Annotated in this window: 17 protein-coding genes and 9 tRNA genes; 4 read left to right on the top strand and 22 right to left on the bottom strand. The window is 55.3% G+C overall.

From position 1 onward, the window contains the following. Window positions 1–10 precede the first annotated feature (10 nt). From pepN to CLV44_RS10125, 16 genes are all read right to left on the bottom strand, one after another. Window positions 11–2626: an aminopeptidase N gene (gene pepN, locus CLV44_RS10200; protein ID WP_106592014.1), complete on the bottom strand. Its 2616-nt coding sequence runs from the start codon at window positions 2624–2626 to the stop codon at window positions 11–13. Window positions 2627–2639: 13 nt separating this feature from the next. Further along, complete coding sequence (locus CLV44_RS10195) at window positions 2640–3476, bottom strand: DUF2797 domain-containing protein (RefSeq protein ID WP_106592013.1); 837 nt, start codon at window positions 3474–3476, stop codon at window positions 2640–2642. Further along, window positions 3469–3738: a YeaC family protein gene (locus CLV44_RS10190; RefSeq protein WP_106592012.1), complete on the bottom strand. Its 270-nt coding sequence runs from the start codon at window positions 3736–3738 to the stop codon at window positions 3469–3471. Before CLV44_RS10190 ends, CLV44_RS10195 begins: the two co-directional genes overlap by 8 nt. A 44-nt stretch (window positions 3739–3782) precedes the next feature. After that, window positions 3783–4637 (bottom strand): rhomboid family intramembrane serine protease, encoded by an 855-nt coding sequence (locus tag CLV44_RS10185; RefSeq protein ID WP_106592011.1) that lies wholly within the window; start codon window positions 4635–4637, stop codon window positions 3783–3785. Next, on the bottom strand, window positions 4634–5617 hold the full coding sequence (locus CLV44_RS10180) for a metallophosphoesterase (protein WP_106592010.1): 984 nt from the start codon (window positions 5615–5617) through the stop codon (window positions 4634–4636). The genes CLV44_RS10185 and CLV44_RS10180 overlap by 4 nt, the downstream gene beginning before the upstream one ends. A gap of 3 nt (window positions 5618–5620) precedes the next feature. Beyond that, window positions 5621–6508, bottom strand: a complete 888-nt coding sequence (locus CLV44_RS10175) for an NAD(+) kinase (RefSeq protein ID WP_106592009.1) — start codon at window positions 6506–6508, stop codon at window positions 5621–5623. 43 nt (window positions 6509–6551) lie between these two features. Continuing rightward, the gene (locus CLV44_RS10170) at window positions 6552–7511 is read right to left on the bottom strand and encodes a 1-aminocyclopropane-1-carboxylate deaminase/D-cysteine desulfhydrase (RefSeq protein ID WP_106592008.1); all 960 of its coding nucleotides are present in this window, start codon (window positions 7509–7511) and stop codon (window positions 6552–6554) included. 294 nt (window positions 7512–7805) lie between these two features. Next, a tRNA-Asp gene (locus CLV44_RS10165) sits at window positions 7806–7882 on the bottom strand. 6 nt (window positions 7883–7888) lie between these two features. Next, a tRNA-Val gene (locus tag CLV44_RS10160) sits at window positions 7889–7964 on the bottom strand. A 47-nt stretch (window positions 7965–8011) separates the two neighbouring features. After that, window positions 8012–8088: transfer RNA gene (locus tag CLV44_RS10155), tRNA-Asp, on the bottom strand. 4 nt (window positions 8089–8092) lie between these two features. Then, window positions 8093–8168, bottom strand: a tRNA-Val gene (locus tag CLV44_RS10150). Window positions 8169–8215: 47 nt separating this feature from the next. Then, window positions 8216–8292: transfer RNA gene (locus tag CLV44_RS10145), tRNA-Asp, on the bottom strand. A gap of 4 nt (window positions 8293–8296) precedes the next feature. After that, window positions 8297–8372: transfer RNA gene (locus tag CLV44_RS10140), tRNA-Val, on the bottom strand. Between the two features lie 47 nt (window positions 8373–8419). Continuing rightward, window positions 8420–8496: transfer RNA gene (locus CLV44_RS10135), tRNA-Asp, on the bottom strand. Between the two features lie 6 nt (window positions 8497–8502). Beyond that, window positions 8503–8578: transfer RNA gene (locus CLV44_RS10130), tRNA-Val, on the bottom strand. A 47-nt stretch (window positions 8579–8625) separates the two neighbouring features. Beyond that, window positions 8626–8702, bottom strand: a tRNA-Asp gene (locus CLV44_RS10125). Between the two features lie 197 nt (window positions 8703–8899). Here CLV44_RS10125 and CLV44_RS10120 point away from each other — a divergent pair. Continuing rightward, window positions 8900–9487, top strand: a complete 588-nt coding sequence (locus CLV44_RS10120) for a SecY-interacting protein Syd (protein ID WP_106592007.1) — start codon at window positions 8900–8902, stop codon at window positions 9485–9487. Here the strand turns inward: CLV44_RS10120 and CLV44_RS10115 are convergent. Continuing rightward, window positions 9484–10152: a DNA-3-methyladenine glycosylase I gene (locus CLV44_RS10115; RefSeq protein ID WP_106592006.1), complete on the bottom strand. Its 669-nt coding sequence runs from the start codon at window positions 10150–10152 to the stop codon at window positions 9484–9486. The two genes, CLV44_RS10120 and CLV44_RS10115, sit on opposite strands and share 4 nt — an antisense overlap. A gap of 205 nt (window positions 10153–10357) precedes the next feature. On the opposite strand from CLV44_RS10115, the gene CLV44_RS10110 reads away from it, so the two are divergent. Continuing rightward, complete coding sequence (locus tag CLV44_RS10110) at window positions 10358–11572, top strand: pyridoxal phosphate-dependent aminotransferase (RefSeq protein ID WP_106592005.1); 1215 nt, start codon at window positions 10358–10360, stop codon at window positions 11570–11572. 102 nt (window positions 11573–11674) lie between these two features. Next, window positions 11675–12043, top strand: coding sequence for a hypothetical protein (locus CLV44_RS10105; protein ID WP_106592004.1), 369 nt, complete (start codon window positions 11675–11677; stop codon window positions 12041–12043). A gap of 7 nt (window positions 12044–12050) precedes the next feature. On the opposite strand, the gene CLV44_RS10100 is transcribed toward CLV44_RS10105, so the two are convergent. Together CLV44_RS10100 and CLV44_RS10095 are read right to left on the bottom strand one after the other, a co-directional pair. Continuing rightward, window positions 12051–12530: a 3'-5' exonuclease family protein gene (locus CLV44_RS10100; protein WP_106592003.1), complete on the bottom strand. Its 480-nt coding sequence runs from the start codon at window positions 12528–12530 to the stop codon at window positions 12051–12053. Then, on the bottom strand, window positions 12527–13441 hold the full coding sequence (locus CLV44_RS10095) for a class I SAM-dependent methyltransferase (protein WP_106592002.1): 915 nt from the start codon (window positions 13439–13441) through the stop codon (window positions 12527–12529). Before CLV44_RS10095 ends, CLV44_RS10100 begins: the two co-directional genes overlap by 4 nt. Window positions 13442–13567: 126 nt before the next feature. Between CLV44_RS10095 and htpX the strand changes: the two genes are divergently transcribed. After that, a complete protein-coding gene (gene htpX, locus CLV44_RS10090; protein ID WP_106592001.1) occupies window positions 13568–14452 on the top strand; it encodes a protease HtpX in 885 nt (294 codons plus the stop codon). A 76-nt stretch (window positions 14453–14528) separates the two neighbouring features. Here the strand turns inward: htpX and CLV44_RS10085 are convergent, their stop codons facing one another. Genes CLV44_RS10085 through pdxB form a run of 3 tightly spaced genes read right to left on the bottom strand, consistent with a single transcriptional unit; the run spans window position 14529 to window position 17528 of the window. Further along, complete coding sequence (locus tag CLV44_RS10085; protein WP_106592000.1) at window positions 14529–15647, bottom strand: ATP-NAD kinase family protein; 1119 nt, start codon at window positions 15645–15647, stop codon at window positions 14529–14531. Continuing rightward, the gene (locus tag CLV44_RS10080) at window positions 15644–16363 is read right to left on the bottom strand and encodes a flagellar brake protein (RefSeq protein WP_245912657.1); all 720 of its coding nucleotides are present in this window, start codon (window positions 16361–16363) and stop codon (window positions 15644–15646) included. Before CLV44_RS10080 ends, CLV44_RS10085 begins: the two co-directional genes overlap by 4 nt. Further along, window positions 16356–17528, bottom strand: coding sequence for a 4-phosphoerythronate dehydrogenase PdxB (gene pdxB / locus CLV44_RS10075; protein WP_211298122.1), 1173 nt, complete (start codon window positions 17526–17528; stop codon window positions 16356–16358). Before pdxB ends, CLV44_RS10080 begins: the two co-directional genes overlap by 8 nt. Between the last annotated feature and the right edge of the window lie 68 nt (window positions 17529–17596).

Here is a 17596-nt window from a genome sequence, read left to right as displayed (position 1 = left end):
GTGCCAGCAATTACATAAGACTCTTACTCACTACTTCATATACATCAGCAGAGAGCTCAGTGGTATCCATCATTCGTTGCAGCTGCACCTGCATCTGCCCTGCACGCACCGGATCATAACGCTTCCAGCGAGTCAGCGGCGTCAACAGCCGTGCAGCAATTTGCGGATTTTGTTGGTCCAGCTGCAAAATCCAGCCTGCCAGCCATGCATAGCCTGAACCGTCCTCGGCATGAAAATGCTGTGCATTCTGACCACAGAAAGCACCGATCAGTGCCCGCAGCTTGTTCGGATTGCGCATATCAAACACTGGATGTTGTGCCAATGCAACCACACGCTCCAGCGCGCCGTCACGGGGATCTGAAGCCTGCACAGATAACCACTGGTTCATCACCAGTGATTCGTGCTGCCACTGCTGGTAAAACGCCTGCAGCAACTCTTCGGCGGTTTCACGATCATCCGAATGTGCAACCAGGGCGAATGCTGCCAGCTGATCCGTCATGTTATCACTTTGCTGATATTGCTGACGGGCCAGTGCCAACCAGGGCTCACGTTCGGTAGCCACCAGATAGGCAAGCGCCAGATTCTTCAGACTGCGGCGGCCGACCGCGTCCGCATCGGGCGCATAGAGTTCATTGGTATCGCAGCGCTGATAAGCCTGTAACCACTCTTGCTCCAGTGCCGCAGCCAACGAGGTGCGCATGAACTCACGCGCGGCATGAATGGCAGCCACATCAATCTGTTCCGCCAACTCACTCAGCTGCGCTTCGGACGGTAAACGCAGACACTGCGCGAGCATGGCCGGATCCAGTGCGGTGTCATTGAGCAACTGTCGCCAGGCCTCAATCAACGCTTCAGAGCAGACCATCGGTTGACCATCACGATAGCGTTGCATCTGTTCCTGCAACAGGCGGATAGACAGTCGTTGACCGGCATCCCAACGATTGAAACCATCGGTATCGTGCCGCAACAACATCAACAATTGTGCGTCACTGTAGTCATATTCCAGCTTGACCGGTGCCGAAAAGCCCCGCAACAAGGAAGGTACCGGACACTGTTTGATATTGTCGAAACAGAATTCCTGCTCTTCTCCGGTCAGCTCAAGCAAACCGGCGTACAGTTCTGTGCCATCTTCAGCCACCAGCCCGAGTGCCAGCGGCAGATGGTACGGCTGCTTGTGATCCTGCCCCGGTGAGGGCGGGCAGCTCTGACGCACAGTCAGACGGTATTCACACGCGCGGGCATCATATTGATCGCTCACCTGTAGTCGTGGTGTCCCGGCCTGTGAGTACCAGCGCTTGAACTGGGTCAAATCGCGACCTGACACGGTTTCCATCGCCGCAACAAAATCATCCGTTGTTACGGCTTGACCATCATGGCGTTCGAAATACAGATCACTGCCCTGGCGGAACAATTCAGCACCCAGCAGGGTATGCAGCATTCGCACGACTTCTGCGCCCTTCTCATAGACGGTCAGGGTGTAGAAGTTGGAGATCTCCATGTACGACTCAGGCCGCACCGGATGGGCCATTGGGCTGGAATCTTCGGCAAACTGAGCGGTTCTGAGCAGAGTGACGTCTTCAATACGCTTAACGGTACGCGAGTTCATATCGGCAGAGAACTCGGCATCACGGAATACCGTAAAGCCCTCTTTCAGACTTAACTGAAACCAGTCACGACAGGTAACACGGTTACCCGACCAGTTATGGAAGTATTCATGCGCCACAACGGCTTCGACCCGCTGAAAGCCTTGATCCGTCGTGGTTAGCGGGTGCGCCAGAACACAGGAGGTATTGAAGATATTGAGGCCCTTGTTTTCCATTGCCCCCATATTGAAGAAGTCGACCGCCACGATCATATAGATATCGAGATCATATTCGCGACCGTATACCTCCTCATCCCAACGCATGGCATTTTTTAACGACTGCATTGCATAGTCGAGTTTATCCAGATCCTTGCGCTCGGCATAGATACGCAGCGCCACTTCGCGCCCGGACAGGGTTGTAAAGCTATCTTCCAGTAATGCCAGATCACCGGCAACCAACGCAAACAGATAGCTGGGCTTGGGCCAGGGATCATCCCAGGTCACCCAGTGACGCCCGTCATCATCTTCACCACTGTCGACCGGATTGCCGTTGGAGAGCAGCACGGGGTAGAGGCATTTGTCGGCCACCAGTGTTGTACTGAAAACCGACATCACATCAGGGCGATCCGGGAAGAAGGTAATGCGGCGAAAGCCTTCGGCTTCGCACTGGGTACAGAACATGCCGTCAGACTTATACAACCCTTCCAGCGTCGTATTCTCATGCGGCAGCAAACGCGTCACGCATTCAAGGACAAATGTATCCGGCACGTTATTGATGCGCAGATACCCTGCCTCGCGCTGGTAATCACAGGCCTCCAGTATCTGGCCATCAATACTCAGCCGACAAAGCTCCATTCCTTCGTCGCCAAACAGCTCAAGCGGCATACGTTTGTCACGAGCAGCCGGATTGGACTGGATACTTAGCTGAGCACGCACAAGTGTCTGCTCTTCTTCCAGTTCAAATCGAAGCTTGGTATGGCTGATCAGCCAGGCTGGCGGCTGATAGTCTTCCAGATAGATGGTATTAGGCTGCTTGACTGACATTACAACTCCAGATTCAAAAGCTTAGCTGTACGTGGTATGCGGCGAACTTGCGTATATTGATCACGCCGGTATCCAGAATCAGGTACTGTCCCTTGATTCCCATCAGGACGCCGGACACGTCCGGATTCTTGTCGAAATTATGCGTGGCAATTTTGCTCGGGTATTCCAGTACCGGATATTCAATATCCACCACGTCAGCATCCAAACGGCGGATCGCATCTTCGCCATACTGCTGACGCAGCGCATCCAGTTGCAATGCACACAGGTCCAGCAGGCGATCACGTTCCTGCAACAGGTCAAGCGGTTCGACCTGCCCCTTAAGCATGGTACGCCAATTGGTTTTGTCACTGACATGCGCGGCGATAATCTGCTCGATCAAACCCGAATGCAGACGGTTATCCACTTCAAGAATGGGCAGTGCCTGAATGGCACCCTGATCCATCCAGCGGGTTGGTACCTGCTCACCACGAGTAATACCGACTTTAATTCCGGAGGAGTTTGCCAGATACACCACGTGCGGCTGGAAGCAATGACGCTCCCCCCACGCAGGGTCGCGGCACGTACCTTCATGGAAATGGCATTTTTCCGGTTTGACGATGCAGCTGTCACACTGCGGCAAGCGAGTGAAGCAAGGGTAGCAAAAGCCCTGACTGAAGCTCTTTTTGGTCTTGCGACCACAATGCAGGCAGTTAATCACCCCGGTAAAGGTGAGGGTGATGGGTTGCCCGATGTGATCATTAAGATCCACCAGCGTATCCCCCAGCGGCAACTGGTAGGATACCGGGGTATCAAGGCGGGTGTGCATTTTGCGCAAATGGCCGCTAAGGCCTGAGTTGATCGTGTCAGTCATCAGTCAGTATCTTAAGCACCTGAGGCTGGAAAGGGTCGGTACCATGCTGAGCACCATCGGAACGCGTACGATCGATATAGCCAACGCGCTGATCTTCCGCAACACCATGCTTGTATTCGTACGCAATCACCGCACGCAGGCTGGTTTCACGCTGCTCCTGAACCAGGCGCTGACCATTCGGCCATTTACCCAACTCCACTGCGCGTCGCAGTGACTGATAGACCTCAGGCGTCATCGCCTCGATCATTTTTTCAAACGTCATACCACACCTCTTCCAGTCAACTCATCTCGATTCTAGCATAGTGCTCAGCGGGAATGCCTGTTCAGCCATCGCCCTGCGGGCAACCAGCATAGCCCGGCCAACAGACCAACCAGATGCGCAGTATTGGCGATGGCACCCAGACCCACTCCTTCGAGCACCCCGGTAAAGCCCAGCGCCAGCCAGAACAACATCATGCCCATCAGCGCAGGTGGCAAACCGATTCGCGGCTGACCGCCCCGCTTGTCCCACAGCCAGCTATAGCCCAGCAGCGCGAACACCACGCCAGACATGCCGCCAAACATGGGACCACTTACGAGGTACTGGGCCAAATTGGATGACAGCGCACTGAATAACACCAACCCAAGCAGGGAAACACTGCCCTGAACAGGCTCCATGCGTGAGCCAACAATCCACACCCACAACAGATTGAACAGGATATGCAGCACACTGAAATGCATGAACATGGGCGTTACCAGACGCCAGATCTCGCCTGAGATCAACATCTGCCCCAAATGTTGATAGAGCAACCTATCCCCACGCACCTCAAAGGGCGTGAAGCTCAGCCATGCCATGGCTTCCATGTCAGAGCCGAAACCGATCACGAAGCTGCACACAAAGCTCAACACAATCAGTCCCAGCGTGATCGGCAATGTACGCCAATCAATCGCACGGATCAGGCGTTTTTGTCGGGCCGAATGCAGCTGTATCCGAGCCAAGTCACCGCCATCACGCCAAAAACGGTAGATATCCTGCACACGGGCAGGGTCAACGCTCTCCGCTACCCATACCACCTGACGCACGTCTTCTTCAACTACCCGATGGGGAACCGAATGCTCCCACAGGAAGGCCGTAAACGCGGTCAGGTCCTCCTGCAACGGAACTTCCAGCACCGGAATCACGACGCACCCACTTCCGCAGTGGCCAAATGAACCTCGCGAGCCACATCGACCCATACGAATTTTTCCGGCAGGATCCGAGTTTCATCGTCCAGACGATAGGCAACCAGCTTGCCAAATTTAACCGCGCTGTAATCAATGCAAGCGATATTGGAGGTAACGGGTGCAGGCTTCCCCTGACGCCAGTAGTGGCCAATAAACAACAACTTTTCTTCAGGCCCGTAGTGGATCAGATCCTTACGCTGCTCATCATTGAGCGGCAGGCGCGCCAGATGCTCCGGTAGTGGATCCGGCTGAAACACCACGTCTATCAGGTACTGCGGGTCCGTTGTCCAGAACTTGGTGCGGAAAAAACGGCGACGGAAACCATCTTTGCTCACCATCACCTCATCGTTGGGCAAACGCAGATGTGTACCGCGCAATAAGCGGTCCATCAACACCCACTCAAAGCTATCTTCGATCGCTGAACGATAAATAAACTCACGGTCGATGCGATTGCCACCATACTGCTGGCGAAACTGTTCGATCAACGGCCCGTGCCAACAGGCATGTACAGCGCGAAAGCGCTCGAATTCAAGAAACAGGGGCATCTGCAAAAACCACTCCAGATATTCCTGCTGCTCGCTGGCATAAGGCGACAACTGCTCCAGCGTTTGTTGCAGAATACGCTGATGACGCGGGGTATGAGCCCGCAAATGCTCGCCGGGCTTGTCGGGGTGAGGCAGCATGTAGCAAAGGAAATTATATTCATGATTGCCCATAACGATATGGGCATGACCGCCATCTACCATCGCCCGCACCAGCTGCAAAGCCTCACGAATGTGCGGCCCTCGATCAATGATGTCGCCAATGAAAATGACTTTACGTTGCGGGTGTTGATAGACACCATTGACCTGACGGTAGCCCAAACGGGCCAACAGCATGCGCAGACTGAGCGCGCAGCCGTGCACATCTCCAATCAGGTCATATCCCTGGCAATTCACATCTCACTCCTGTTCGCCCAGTTTGGTGCCCCATCCCAGCTTTTCACGACACGTACGATAAAAATCGTAATCCAGCGGATGCAATAATTTCAACTTCTGCGACCGCTTGCGGATGGTAATACTATCACCGGGGGCAAGACTCTGGTTCAACTGGCCATCGCATGAGATCGCAGGATAGGTTTTGTTATCCTCACTGATGACCAGCTTGAGCTCGCTATTGCCATCCACCACAATCGGACGACTGGACAAGGTGTGCGGGAACATTGGCACCAGAACCAGCGCATCCAGTTTCGGATGCATGATCGGACCACCCCCGGACAATGCATATGCCGTCGAGCCCGTCGGGGTCGATACGATCAGGCCATCCGATTTCTGGGTGTATACGAACTGACCTTCAATATAGAGCTCAAAATGAATCATCCGCGTTGCCTTGCCCGGGTGCACAACGCAATCATTCAACGCGGTCATCTCACCAATAGGCTCACCATTGCGTTTGATCTCCACATCCAGCAGGAAGCGACTATCTACGGTGTAACGGCCAGACAAGACCTCACTCAGCTTTTCTTCAAAATCCAGTGGCGGGATGTCGGTCAGGAAGCCCAGATTACCCCGATTGATACCCAACACCGGAATCTTGCTTTGCGCCAGTGAACGAGCAGCCCCCAGTAAACTGCCATCACCGCCAACTACGATGGCAAGATCACAGATTTCGCCCATCATCTTCTGTTTACATACCTGCTGGCCGTGACCCGGCATGACCTCGGCAATATTCTGGTCCAGAATCACATTCAGGCCACGATCATCCAAAAACCGCATCAACTGCTTCAACGTGTCGATCACGGATTTGCTGCCGAGCCGCCCGATCAAACCGATATTTCGAAAGTTATCCATGCCTCGCCACACACTCCAGTCTTATTCGTATTGGATATCAGTATTATAGAGCCAGTGGCCCGGTAAAATCAGGTGCCAGCACTGACAATCGTTGCGTCATGCCTCGCCGCCCCTGCAGCCCGCCAGTGTGCAGGAATACAACCCGACTGCCCGATGGAATATTCCCCTGCAACACGGCGCGCATCAATGCCATCATCGCCTTGCCGGTATATACCGGGTCCAGCGGCAAATCGAATCCCGCTTCCAGCACCCGCAACGTCCGCGCCAACTCCGCGCCGAGCCGCGCATACCCGCCCTGATGCGCATCAGGCAATAGTGACCAGCCTGCCTCCGGGTCAACCCCCTGCAGCTGCAGCCATGTGCGTACATCCTGAATCAGGCGCTGATCATATTTCAACACCGGCACACCCAATACATGAGCATGTTCGGGACGCCCTGCCACCAATCCTGCCAACGTGCTACCGGTACCCACTGCCGTCACCAGGTAATCACATGCCTCACCCGCAAGTGCTGGCAACTGCCAGATAGACTGCACGCTATGCACAGCCTCAAGGGTTGCGCCCCCTTCAGGAATCACCTGAACAGGCCCATGCTGCTGCCGCAATTGATCATGATATTTCATCTCATGACGTTGCCGGTACTCAGACCGGGACACAAAATGCAGCCGCATACCCCAACGCTGCGCATCACTGAGCATCGCATTATCAGCATATTCAGGCTCGCCTCGAATCACGCCGATGGTTTTAATACCCAAACAATGCCCTGCATATGCCAGGGCGTGAACATGATTTGACCAGGCACCACCAAAACTCAACAGCGACTGCCCACTCTCGCGGGCAGCCTGCAAAACCGGCAACAGCTTGAACCATTTGTTACCGCTAATCTCGGCATGAATATTATCCAGCCTCAACACCGAAAGATGGACATCATGATCCGCAACAAGTCGACTGGCGATGGTTTGCAGCCTGATCGCAGATGACTGATAAGGCAAGGGTATATTCATGAACAGCTGAGCCCGCGCACAAAAAAGAGGATTCTATACCAGACACATGAAGTAGAGGTAAAACCAACAGGTCTATGCAGCGGGCTGCATATAAGCAGAGAGAGTACAGCGAATTCGGGTCGACCGATAATACCAGGCAAACGACACATGACAGACACAAAAAATCCGGCCTACTAACATAGACAGGGTTATTTTTCTATCAATAGAATTATTCAAAGATGGCAGGATCAAAGCCGTTATCACTTCGTCCTTTAGAGACCGTTGCATGAAATGATTTCCATGCGCTCTCGATGTTGGCGGAACGGACGGGACTCGAACCCGCGACCCCCTGCGTGACAGGCAGGTATTCTAACCAACTGAACTACCGCTCCGCGTTTTGGTGGGCGAAGAGGGGTTCGAACCCCCGACCCTCTGCTTGTAAGGCAGATGCTCTCCCAACTGAGCTATTCGCCCAAAACACTTGGCCATATTACAACTTCATCAGCACTTCGATGAAGAGGTGGCGGAATGGACGGGACTCGAACCCGCGACCCCCTGCGTGACAGGCAGGTATTCTAACCAACTGAACTACCACTCCGTTTTGGTGGGCGAAGAGGGGTTCGAACCCCCGACCCTCTGCTTGTAAGGCAGATGCTCTCCCAACTGAGCTATTCGCCCAAAACGCTTGGCTATATTACAACTTCATCAGCACTTCGATGAAGAGGTGGCGGAATGGACGGGACTCGAACCCGCGACCCCCTGCGTGACAGGCAGGTATTCTAACCAACTGAACTACCACTCCGTTTTGGTGGGCGAAGAGGGGTTCGAACCCCCGACCCTCTGCTTGTAAGGCAGATGCTCTCCCAACTGAGCTATTCGCCCAAAACGCTTGGCCATATTACAACTTCATCAGCACTTCGATGAAGAGGTGGCGGAATGGACGGGACTCGAACCCGCGACCCCCTGCGTGACAGGCAGGTATTCTAACCAACTGAACTACCACTCCGTGCTTTGGTGGGCGAAGAGGGGTTCGAACCCCCGACCCTCTGCTTGTAAGGCAGATGCTCTCCCAACTGAGCTATTCGCCCAAAACACTTGGCTATATTACAACTTCATCAGCACGTTGATAAAGAGGTGGCGGAATGGACGGGACTCGAACCCGCGACCCCCTGCGTGACAGGCAGGTATTCTAACCAACTGAACTACCACTCCACTTCTTCAATCACTTGGTCAACCGTTGTGGCGTTGCCCTGTGAATGAGGTGCGCATTTTAAGGGGTTTCAAAAAGTTGTCAACCACTTATTTCAAGAAAATTCGTTTTATTACAGCGCAGTACAAAGATTGAACAATCCATAACAAGCACTTGCAGCGATCCAGCGGTTACGACAGAGTGCCGAACAGATTCATGAATGAGCGATAGGATGATGATGGATACCGATACCGCACAGGCCCTGGACAGCTTTATGCAACAGGTCGATGCCCTGCATTCCGCATCCGGTTGGCCCCGCCTGCCCTATGATCCCGACTGGCCAAGCCAGTGCTACCAACACACGGCCAATGCCGGTGTAGAAGTCAGCTGGCATCCGGTACACAATCACGACGGCACCGATATGTTCGACCGTTTAAGTACCGCACTGGGCATCACCATCCACCCGGCACTGGCCACATACTTCAGCCGTTACTGGTCAGACCCCCTGCCTGCCCGACTGCCGGACGGCCGCGAGATCTGTCTGCTGCAGGCCTGGAATCCCGAAGATCTGGAGCGCTTACGCGCCAACCTGGTCGGTCACGCACTGAGCAAGCACAAGCAAAAGCGCCCGCTCACCCTGTTCTTCGCAACCCTGGAACCTGACACCGATTACTTCCTCAGCATCGATAACCAGAGCGGCCACATCTGGCTGGAGCGACCCGGCAAACCTCCTCAAGAGCAACTCGCCAGCTCTCTGGGCGAGCTGCTGCGCAATCTGACCCCACTGCCCTTAACCGATCAGTCTTAACCGACACTGCACGCCAGCACCCGGCTGATCTGACACAACGGTTTGCCGGACTGCTGACGCCACTCATTGAATGCCGTCTGCACCTGCTTGAGGTCACGCTGAGCCGTGGGCTTTTTGTCAATAATGCCCTGCGCTTTCAGCGCAACAACCACATCATCGGTCAACATGAATGTATCCTTACCCAGCATGCGCAGGAAATAGGCACCGGAGTTGCCACCCAGCTGCTTTCCCCGTTTTTTGAGCAGTGTCCACAGGCCGACGATATCCTCTTCGGGCCAATCCGCGATCAATCGAGCAACACTGCCGTGTTCATGGGCCAAATCACACATCAACATCGCATTTGCACGAGTCGCCTTGATCTTGCCAAAGTGACGGATAATATCGGTGTTATGCATCAACGCCTCCAACATCTCATCACTCATCTCCTGCACCGCGTCCGGATTGAAGTAATAGAATGCCTTTTCAAATGCAGGCCACTTCGCATCCACCAGTGCATGCCTGAGACCCGCCCGGAAAATACGCCGTGTCATGACCGAGAATATTCGGTCATCCGACACCAGCACCAGCTCACTACGGGGCAGCGGTTGCGGACCCAAAATATCCTCCAATGCCATGCCTGGGTGAAAATTGAGCGCCTGCGCGCACAAGCCGGACCAGTCTTTCATGCTACCGCCTCCCCTGTCGGCGACACCTTGCGGTTTCCACTCAAAATACACACCTCTTCGTTGTCATCGAGAATCCCGGACCGCCATTGTCACGGCCACTGCCGAACGCGTATGATTGGCGACTTTAAATTTGCTGTCCAGTCAGTGCCACGCTCGGCCTCATGCATACGCCCGCCCGTCGCGCCTGGAGCTCAGGAACGAGAAGATGTCTGTCATTCGCAAATCAAACAAGCTGATCAACGTCTGTTACGATATTCGTGGCCCTGTCCTGCAAGAGGCAAAACGCCTCGAAGAGGAAGGTCACCGCATCCTCAAGCTGAACATCGGCAACCCGGCCCCCTGGGGCTTCGAGGCACCGGAAGAGATCGTTCAGGATGTAATCCTCAATTTGCCCGCCTCGCAGGGCTATTGCGACTCCAAGGGCTTGTTTTCAGCGCGCAAGGCCATCATGCAGGAGTGCCAGCGCAAGAACATCGCCAATGTCGGCATTGAAGATATTTATATCGGCAATGGCGTATCCGAACTGATCGTCATGGCAATGCAGGGACTGCTAAACGACAATGACGAAATGCTGATTCCGGCACCGGACTACCCGCTGTGGACAGCAGCCGTAAGCCTCGCCGGCGGCAACCCGGTGCATTATGTATGTGACGAACAGCAGGACTGGTTCCCGGATATCAACGACATTCGCAGCAAGATCACGCCCAACACCCGCGGCATTGTCGTCATCAACCCGAACAACCCCACCGGTGCCCTGTATCCGGAATCACTGCTGTTGGAAATTCTTGAGTTGGCGCGAGAGCACAAGCTGATCGTGTTCGCTGACGAGATTTACGACAAGATCCTGTACGACGGTGAACAACACACCTCACTGGCCTCGCTGGCCGATGACGTAATCTGCATCACCTTCAACGGCCTGTCAAAGACCTACCGTGCCGCCGGATTCCGCTCCGGCTGGATGATCATCAGCGGCCCGAAACACAAGGCCCGCGACCTGATCGAAGGCTTCGACATGCTATCCAGCATGCGCCTGTGCGCCAATGTTCCGGCGCAGCATGCCATTCAGACCGCCCTGGGCGGATATCAGAGCATTAACGAGCTGATCATTCCCGGCGGTCGCCTGCACGAACAGCGCACCCTCGCCTGGGAGATGCTGAACGAAATTCCGGGCGTATCCTGCGTCAAGCCCAAGGGCGCCATGTACCTGTTCCCGAAGCTGGACCCGGCCCGCTACCCGATCCGCAACGACGAAAAATTCGCACTGGATCTTCTCCAGCAGCAGAAAGTTCTGATCGTACAGGGCAGCGGCTTCAACTATCCGGACACCCAACATTTCCGCCTGGTCTTCCTGCCCTCCAAGGAACTGCTGCGCGATGCCATCGAGCGCATCGGCAATTTCCTGCGCACTTACGAACAGTAAGCCAGAGACTGGCAGCCCGTTTTTTCCGGCGGGCTGTCAACAAACCGTCACCACAATGACATATACTCAGAGGCAGTTACCCGCCACTGACAGAGAGTCATCATGTTTATTAAAATCAAGAAAAACAGCGGCATCCAGATGGAACACAACGGCCTGGAACAGCGCCACCTGGTCCCAGTGACATCAAATTTTCTACTCAACCTTAACCATATCGCCGAAATATCGTTCTACAGTATCAAGGAACGTAAAACACGCTTCGATCTGGAAGGACACGAGCTTGATCTGCCCGCACAAACACACGTCATCCATCTGCAGATGAGCTACCTCTACGCGACCTACAAGGACAACATCAACGGCAACAAGGGACGTCTGGTTGAACGCCAGTACTACAAGCTCTACTTTGCCCCTGAAAACGTCGATACCTATCAAGAGCTGCGCAGCCTGATTGAAGAACAGGTCGGCAACCTCTAAAAGTTAGTCAGCCGCCACACTCGCTGCGGGCCGCCGTGATTGCCGATATCAGGTCATTCACGTCCTGCAGCGCCCGATGACGACGAAACTGCGCGCGAGCAATAAACTGATACTGAATTCGTTCCTCGGTACTCAGTACCGCTTCCAGCCCTACCAACAGAAAACCCGGCTCCACGTCACAGGCCCGGAACAGGCGCCGCAACCAGAAACCGTCATATTCCAACGCATCACTGATGACATCCCGACCCGCCAGCGCAGCATTGAGGCGTGAACAGGCAGCGTCAGCACTGATTCCTTCCTGCGCCAACAACTCAGGCTCAATCCCGTGCAACTCCTCGGCACACTCATCCCAATAATCCCAGCCACCTACCGTGCCCGGATTGATCAGAAAGGTGTCACTGGCACCACTTTCGGTACACTTCCAAGCGACCTCAATGGGATAGGATTCACGCGCCAGACCACTGGCCTCCAGATCGATACAAATCAAACAACCGCCTCCCCTCGCTGATACACCGTCACTTTGAGCCCCTGAGCATCACCCCGCTCGGGAAAATCATCACCCGCGCCAAAGCTTTCCAGACGAGTGAAATCCGGCAGATTTTCACGCATTAGCGTTTCCAGAAACTGACGCGTTTCTTTCGGGTCATTATGGCACAGGACAACTCTCGCCCCCGGACAGGTCAATTCAGGTAGACGCCGCAACACCTTGATGTAGTCCTTCACGGCCACAAAGCTGCCCGGCTGAAAACTTGGTGGGTCTATCACCACCAGATCATAAGGCCCAGGCTTGCGCACCCGACTCCAGGACTTGAGCAGGTTTACCGCAAGATAGCGGACATCCGCCTCGCGCTGATCATTCAACTGGTGGTTGCGACGTCCGGTAGAGAGTGCCCTCGAGCTCATATCAACATTCACCACACGCTCGGCCCCCCCCGCAACAGCGGCCACCGAAAATGCGCAGGTATAAGCGAACAGGTTGAGCACTTTGGCACCCCGAGCCTGCTCCCGAACCCACGCCCGCCCCGGACGCATATCCAGAAACAGACCGGTGTTCTGGGCCGCACTCGCATCAACCTGGTAACGCAATCCCGCTTCAATAACCGCATAGGGCCCGTCAACCTCACCGGAAAGCACCTGAACCGCACCCTCCGGCCCTTGACCGCGCGGCTGCCAGACCACAGCCTCAACTTCCGGTTGCGTTTCAAGCCACCGGATCAACTCGGCGACCGCTTCCGGCTCAGTCGGCGCATACGCCCGCATCACCGCTACGGGCGGCAGCCAGTCGACTACCAGCCACTCATACCCGGGTACGGCACCGCCACGCCCATGAAAGAGTCGCCGACACTCTCCCGAAGCCTGCCGGAGCTGCTGCCCCATCCAATCGATGATCGTTTGCATCCATCTGCCCTTCATAAAAGTCGCGCAGTATACCGATTGAGGTAAACTGCAGCCAACGCACATTGAAACTTTCCTGCCGTGCCCATATCTAATCCGCAAACCCAATTTAAGGAACGATGAACCACCATGATGCGAATCATCCTTTTTCTTGCCACCAACCTTGCGGTCATTCTTGTTGCCAGCGTCACGCTGAACCTTCTGGGAGTGAGCCACTACCTGAGCGGCAACGGTCTTAATCTGACCTCGTTGCTGATCTTCTGTGCGGTATTCGGTTTTGCTGGTTCCATCATTTCCCTGCTGATGTCGAAAATGATGGCCAAAATGTCGACCCGCACTCAGCTGATTGAACAGCCTCGCAGCGAAGAAGAACGCTGGCTGCTCGATACCGTGGCAGAACTGTCTCAGCAAGCCGGTATCAAAATGCCCCAGGTTGGTATTTTCCCCGCCCAGCAGGCCAATGCCTTTGCTACTGGCTGGAACAAGAACGACGCCCTGGTCGCTGTCAGCGCTGGTTTAATGCAGCGTTTTCGTCCCGAAGAGATCCGCGCCGTACTCGCGCACGAGATCGGTCACGTTGCCAATGGCGACATGGTGACGCTGGCACTGATTCAGGGTGTCGTAAACACATTCGTCATGTTCTTTGCGCGCATCGTCGGCTATGCCGTCGACTCGTTCCTGCGCCGTGACGAAGAGGGCGGTGTTGGCATCGGTTTCTACATCACCACATTCATTTTCGAAATCATCTTCGGCGTATTCGCGTCCATGATCGTTGCCTGGTTCTCACGTCGCCGCGAATTCCGCGCTGATGAAGCAGGCGCTCAGCTGGCCAGCCCGCACGCCATGGCCGGCGCACTGCAACGCCTGAAGGCAGAATCCGGCATCCCTGATCAGATGCCAAGCCAGATGACCGCCTTTGGCATCAACAGCCACCTGAAGCAGGGCTTCATGGAACTGTTCTCCAGCCATCCACCACTGGATGACCGTATCGCTGCATTGAAGCAGATGCGCTGATTACGGATCCAATATTAAAAAGGCACCCGCGGGTGCCTTTTCTGTATCTGCGAATAAACTGCGCAATACTGCCTGCTCAGGGAGCCGCTACGGTATAGAGCACGGCATCCCGATAACCGGTATGCACACGAATAAGGCCACTCCAGCTTGCATCGAATACCGGATCACCGGAATCAACCACCAGCGGCCGCCCATTCAGGGCATTCAATTTGGTCCGTGTTGCCACCACATGCACGTTGTGTCGACCGATACGCTGCAGCAGTTCAACACTCAACTGCTGATTGCCACGTCCGATAATGTGGCCCTGCCCACCGATCAGCGTAATCACGATACGAACGTCACGCTCTGCTGTCAGCGCCAACAACTGCTGCGCCGTGCAATCGGCCGCAATCACTTCGCCATTTTCCACGACATCTACGCCCAGCAAGGTATTCTCCAACCCCAACTCAGCCATGATCGCGGCAACCGTCGACCCGGACCCCATTAAATAGAGGATATCCGGCTCCATCTGCTCAACAAAGCCCGCCGCGATTTCATCCAGCACCAGCACTTCATCTTCACGATTTCCCGCATTTTTGACATGCTGCAGGTAGCGGTGCTCTGACGGCACCAGCATTTCGCCGTAGAAACGGGCCCGCACCTGACCGGCACGGAATGCAACCTCATCCAGGTCACGCACTTCCTGCTCGGCAATAGAGACCAGTTCACCGGCCACCAGCATGGCCACCAGCTGCCCTGCAGCCAGCGGCGTCAGAGCATAGACACCCGAGTGAATCTTGACCCCGGCCGGAATCCCCAGCACGGGTATCTGCTCACCCAACGTCTCACAAATATTGCGCGCCGTCCCGTCACCGCCGGCAAACAACACCAGATCAACACCCGCTTCCAGCATCGCCTTGGCCGCACGACAGGTATCATCAGCAGTAGTTGGACAGTTATCCGCTGCCCCCAACACCCGTGTCTCGAACCCCAGTTCAAGCGCCAGATCCGCCCCCATGTCACCAGCCCAGGTCAAAACCTGAAGATCCAGCCCCTGCAGCACCTCCAATGCAATGCGTGTACGTTCAATCGCACGCGGTACGGCACCCAGCACCAGTGCCTGCCGTGCAACATCAGCACCATCACTGCCCTTGAGCGCAACACTGCCCCCTAACCCGGCCATCGGATTAATGATCAAGCCAAGCCGAAAACTCATATTTCAGACGCCTCCAACGCACCCAGTGCAAACAACTGCTGCTCGTAGACAAAACCTGCCAGCACCAACCGGGTTTCTTCTTCCAGATCGACGAACTCGACGCCCTGACTGAACACGTTAATCAACCCACTTTCACTGTGTTGCAGATTACGCACCAGCGCAGGCAACAGCAGCAGATGATCAACGCCGGCAACACTGACACGTGCAGTCACGTACAGCTTTTCACCCGGCTGAGCCAGCGGCCGCGAACTTTCCAGCTGAGCTCCCAGCAAGCTGATATCACGACAAATGGCTGACTGTGCACTTTCGTGGTCCAGCAATACCGAATCATCCGGCTCCACCCGTACACTGAGAATAATCGGGATACGGGTATGTGCACGGATACGACGCATATCTACCGACTCGGGGTACTCCAGATGCCAATAGCCGAACGGCCGCGCCTGCACCTGCAGCAAGCGCGTTTCAAAGGTGCACAGGTAGTCGCCACTCATCAGCCGCGCGGTTACTCGAGTACCTTCATGCAAGATCGCACCGCCCGCCAGCTGACGCGGCGCACTCACCATGACGCTCTGATATTCCTTGTAGCCCAACAACTGCACCGCCAGACGCTGACGTGGTGTTTTCACTTCCAGCCGCACTTTTTCACCACAGGCCGGGGCAATTTCAGCGAGGGTCGCACGGCGACTGCCCTTTAGCAGGGCGGCCATATCAGTCATCAGCCACCTCCCTGCCCTTTGCCTGCGGATGACAACGGAACCCCAGTGCTCTCAAACGGTCAACAGCGCCGTCAGCCTGCACCTGTACTTCCAAGGTGCTGTATTCGCGACGCTCGGGGTATTCACGCCGCAAACGGTCGAAAGCCAACCGCTGCTCCGTGTCTGCCAGATGCAATACGCTGCGCAAGGCCCGATCATCCCGATAAGGGTCGTACACCAGTCGCGCAGGCGTGAGCAAGTCGTTGGCATCCGCCAGCGTCAGCGCACATACCGTAGAGGGCGGCAGCACCTGTTCCAGTTCAATCTCAACAGCCTGGCCCAAGTGCCGACACAGGGCCTGATATAACATCCAGGTCCCCCGAATTTTGCCATCGAGCGAATACCCCGCGATATGCGGGGTCGCAATATCACAACGCGCCGCCAACTGCGGATCAACCGCAGGCTCATGCTCCCAGACATCCATGATCAGCATCAGATCCGGGCGCTGGCGACTGACATCCAGTAATGCCTGGTTATCGATAACAGGTCCACGCCCGGCATTCAGTAAAATGGCTCCCTGCTTCAGCTTCGGCAGATTATCCCGGTTCAGCAGGTGGTGTGTTGGCCAAGCGCCGGAACGCGTCAACGGCGTATGCAACGCCAGAATATCCGCCTGCGCCAGCACCTCATCCAGCACCATGAAATCACCCCCTTCGGCATTCTGGCGCGGAGGGTCACATAGACACACACGAATACCCAACGCCTGCAGGCGCTGCTGCAAACGCCCCCCCACATTGCCCACACCAACAATGCCGACCACCTTATCAAACAGGTCAAATGACTGCGCTGCCGCCAGCTGCAGCAGGCTGCTCAGCACATACTCCACAACCGAATCCGCATTACACCCCGGCGCACTGCTGAAGCCAATGCCCTGCTGCTGCAACCAGGCCTGGTCAATATGGTCGGTACCGATGGTTGCGGTGCCAACGAAACGCACCGGAGTACCAGCAAGCAATGCCTGATCGACCTGCGTCACCGATCGTACCAGCAGCACATCGGCATCCTGCAGATCAGCAGTACTCATGCTCCGTCCGGCACAGGTCCGCAAGGTTCCGAAACCTCGAAACAGCGATTCCAACGCCGGAATATTCTCATCGGCTACGATCGTCAAACGGGATACAGTCACACTAGATACCCTTTATTCATACTGAAGGCTTTACAAATGGCGGTGAATCAGGCTCAATCACGCGCCAT

The sequence above is a fragment of the Marinobacterium halophilum genome, assembly GCF_003014615.1.
Classification (GTDB): domain Bacteria; phylum Pseudomonadota; class Gammaproteobacteria; order Pseudomonadales; family Balneatricaceae; genus Marinobacterium; species Marinobacterium halophilum.
Note: the sequence above shows the minus strand (reverse complement) of the source record. Positions and strands in the feature narration are given on the sequence as shown.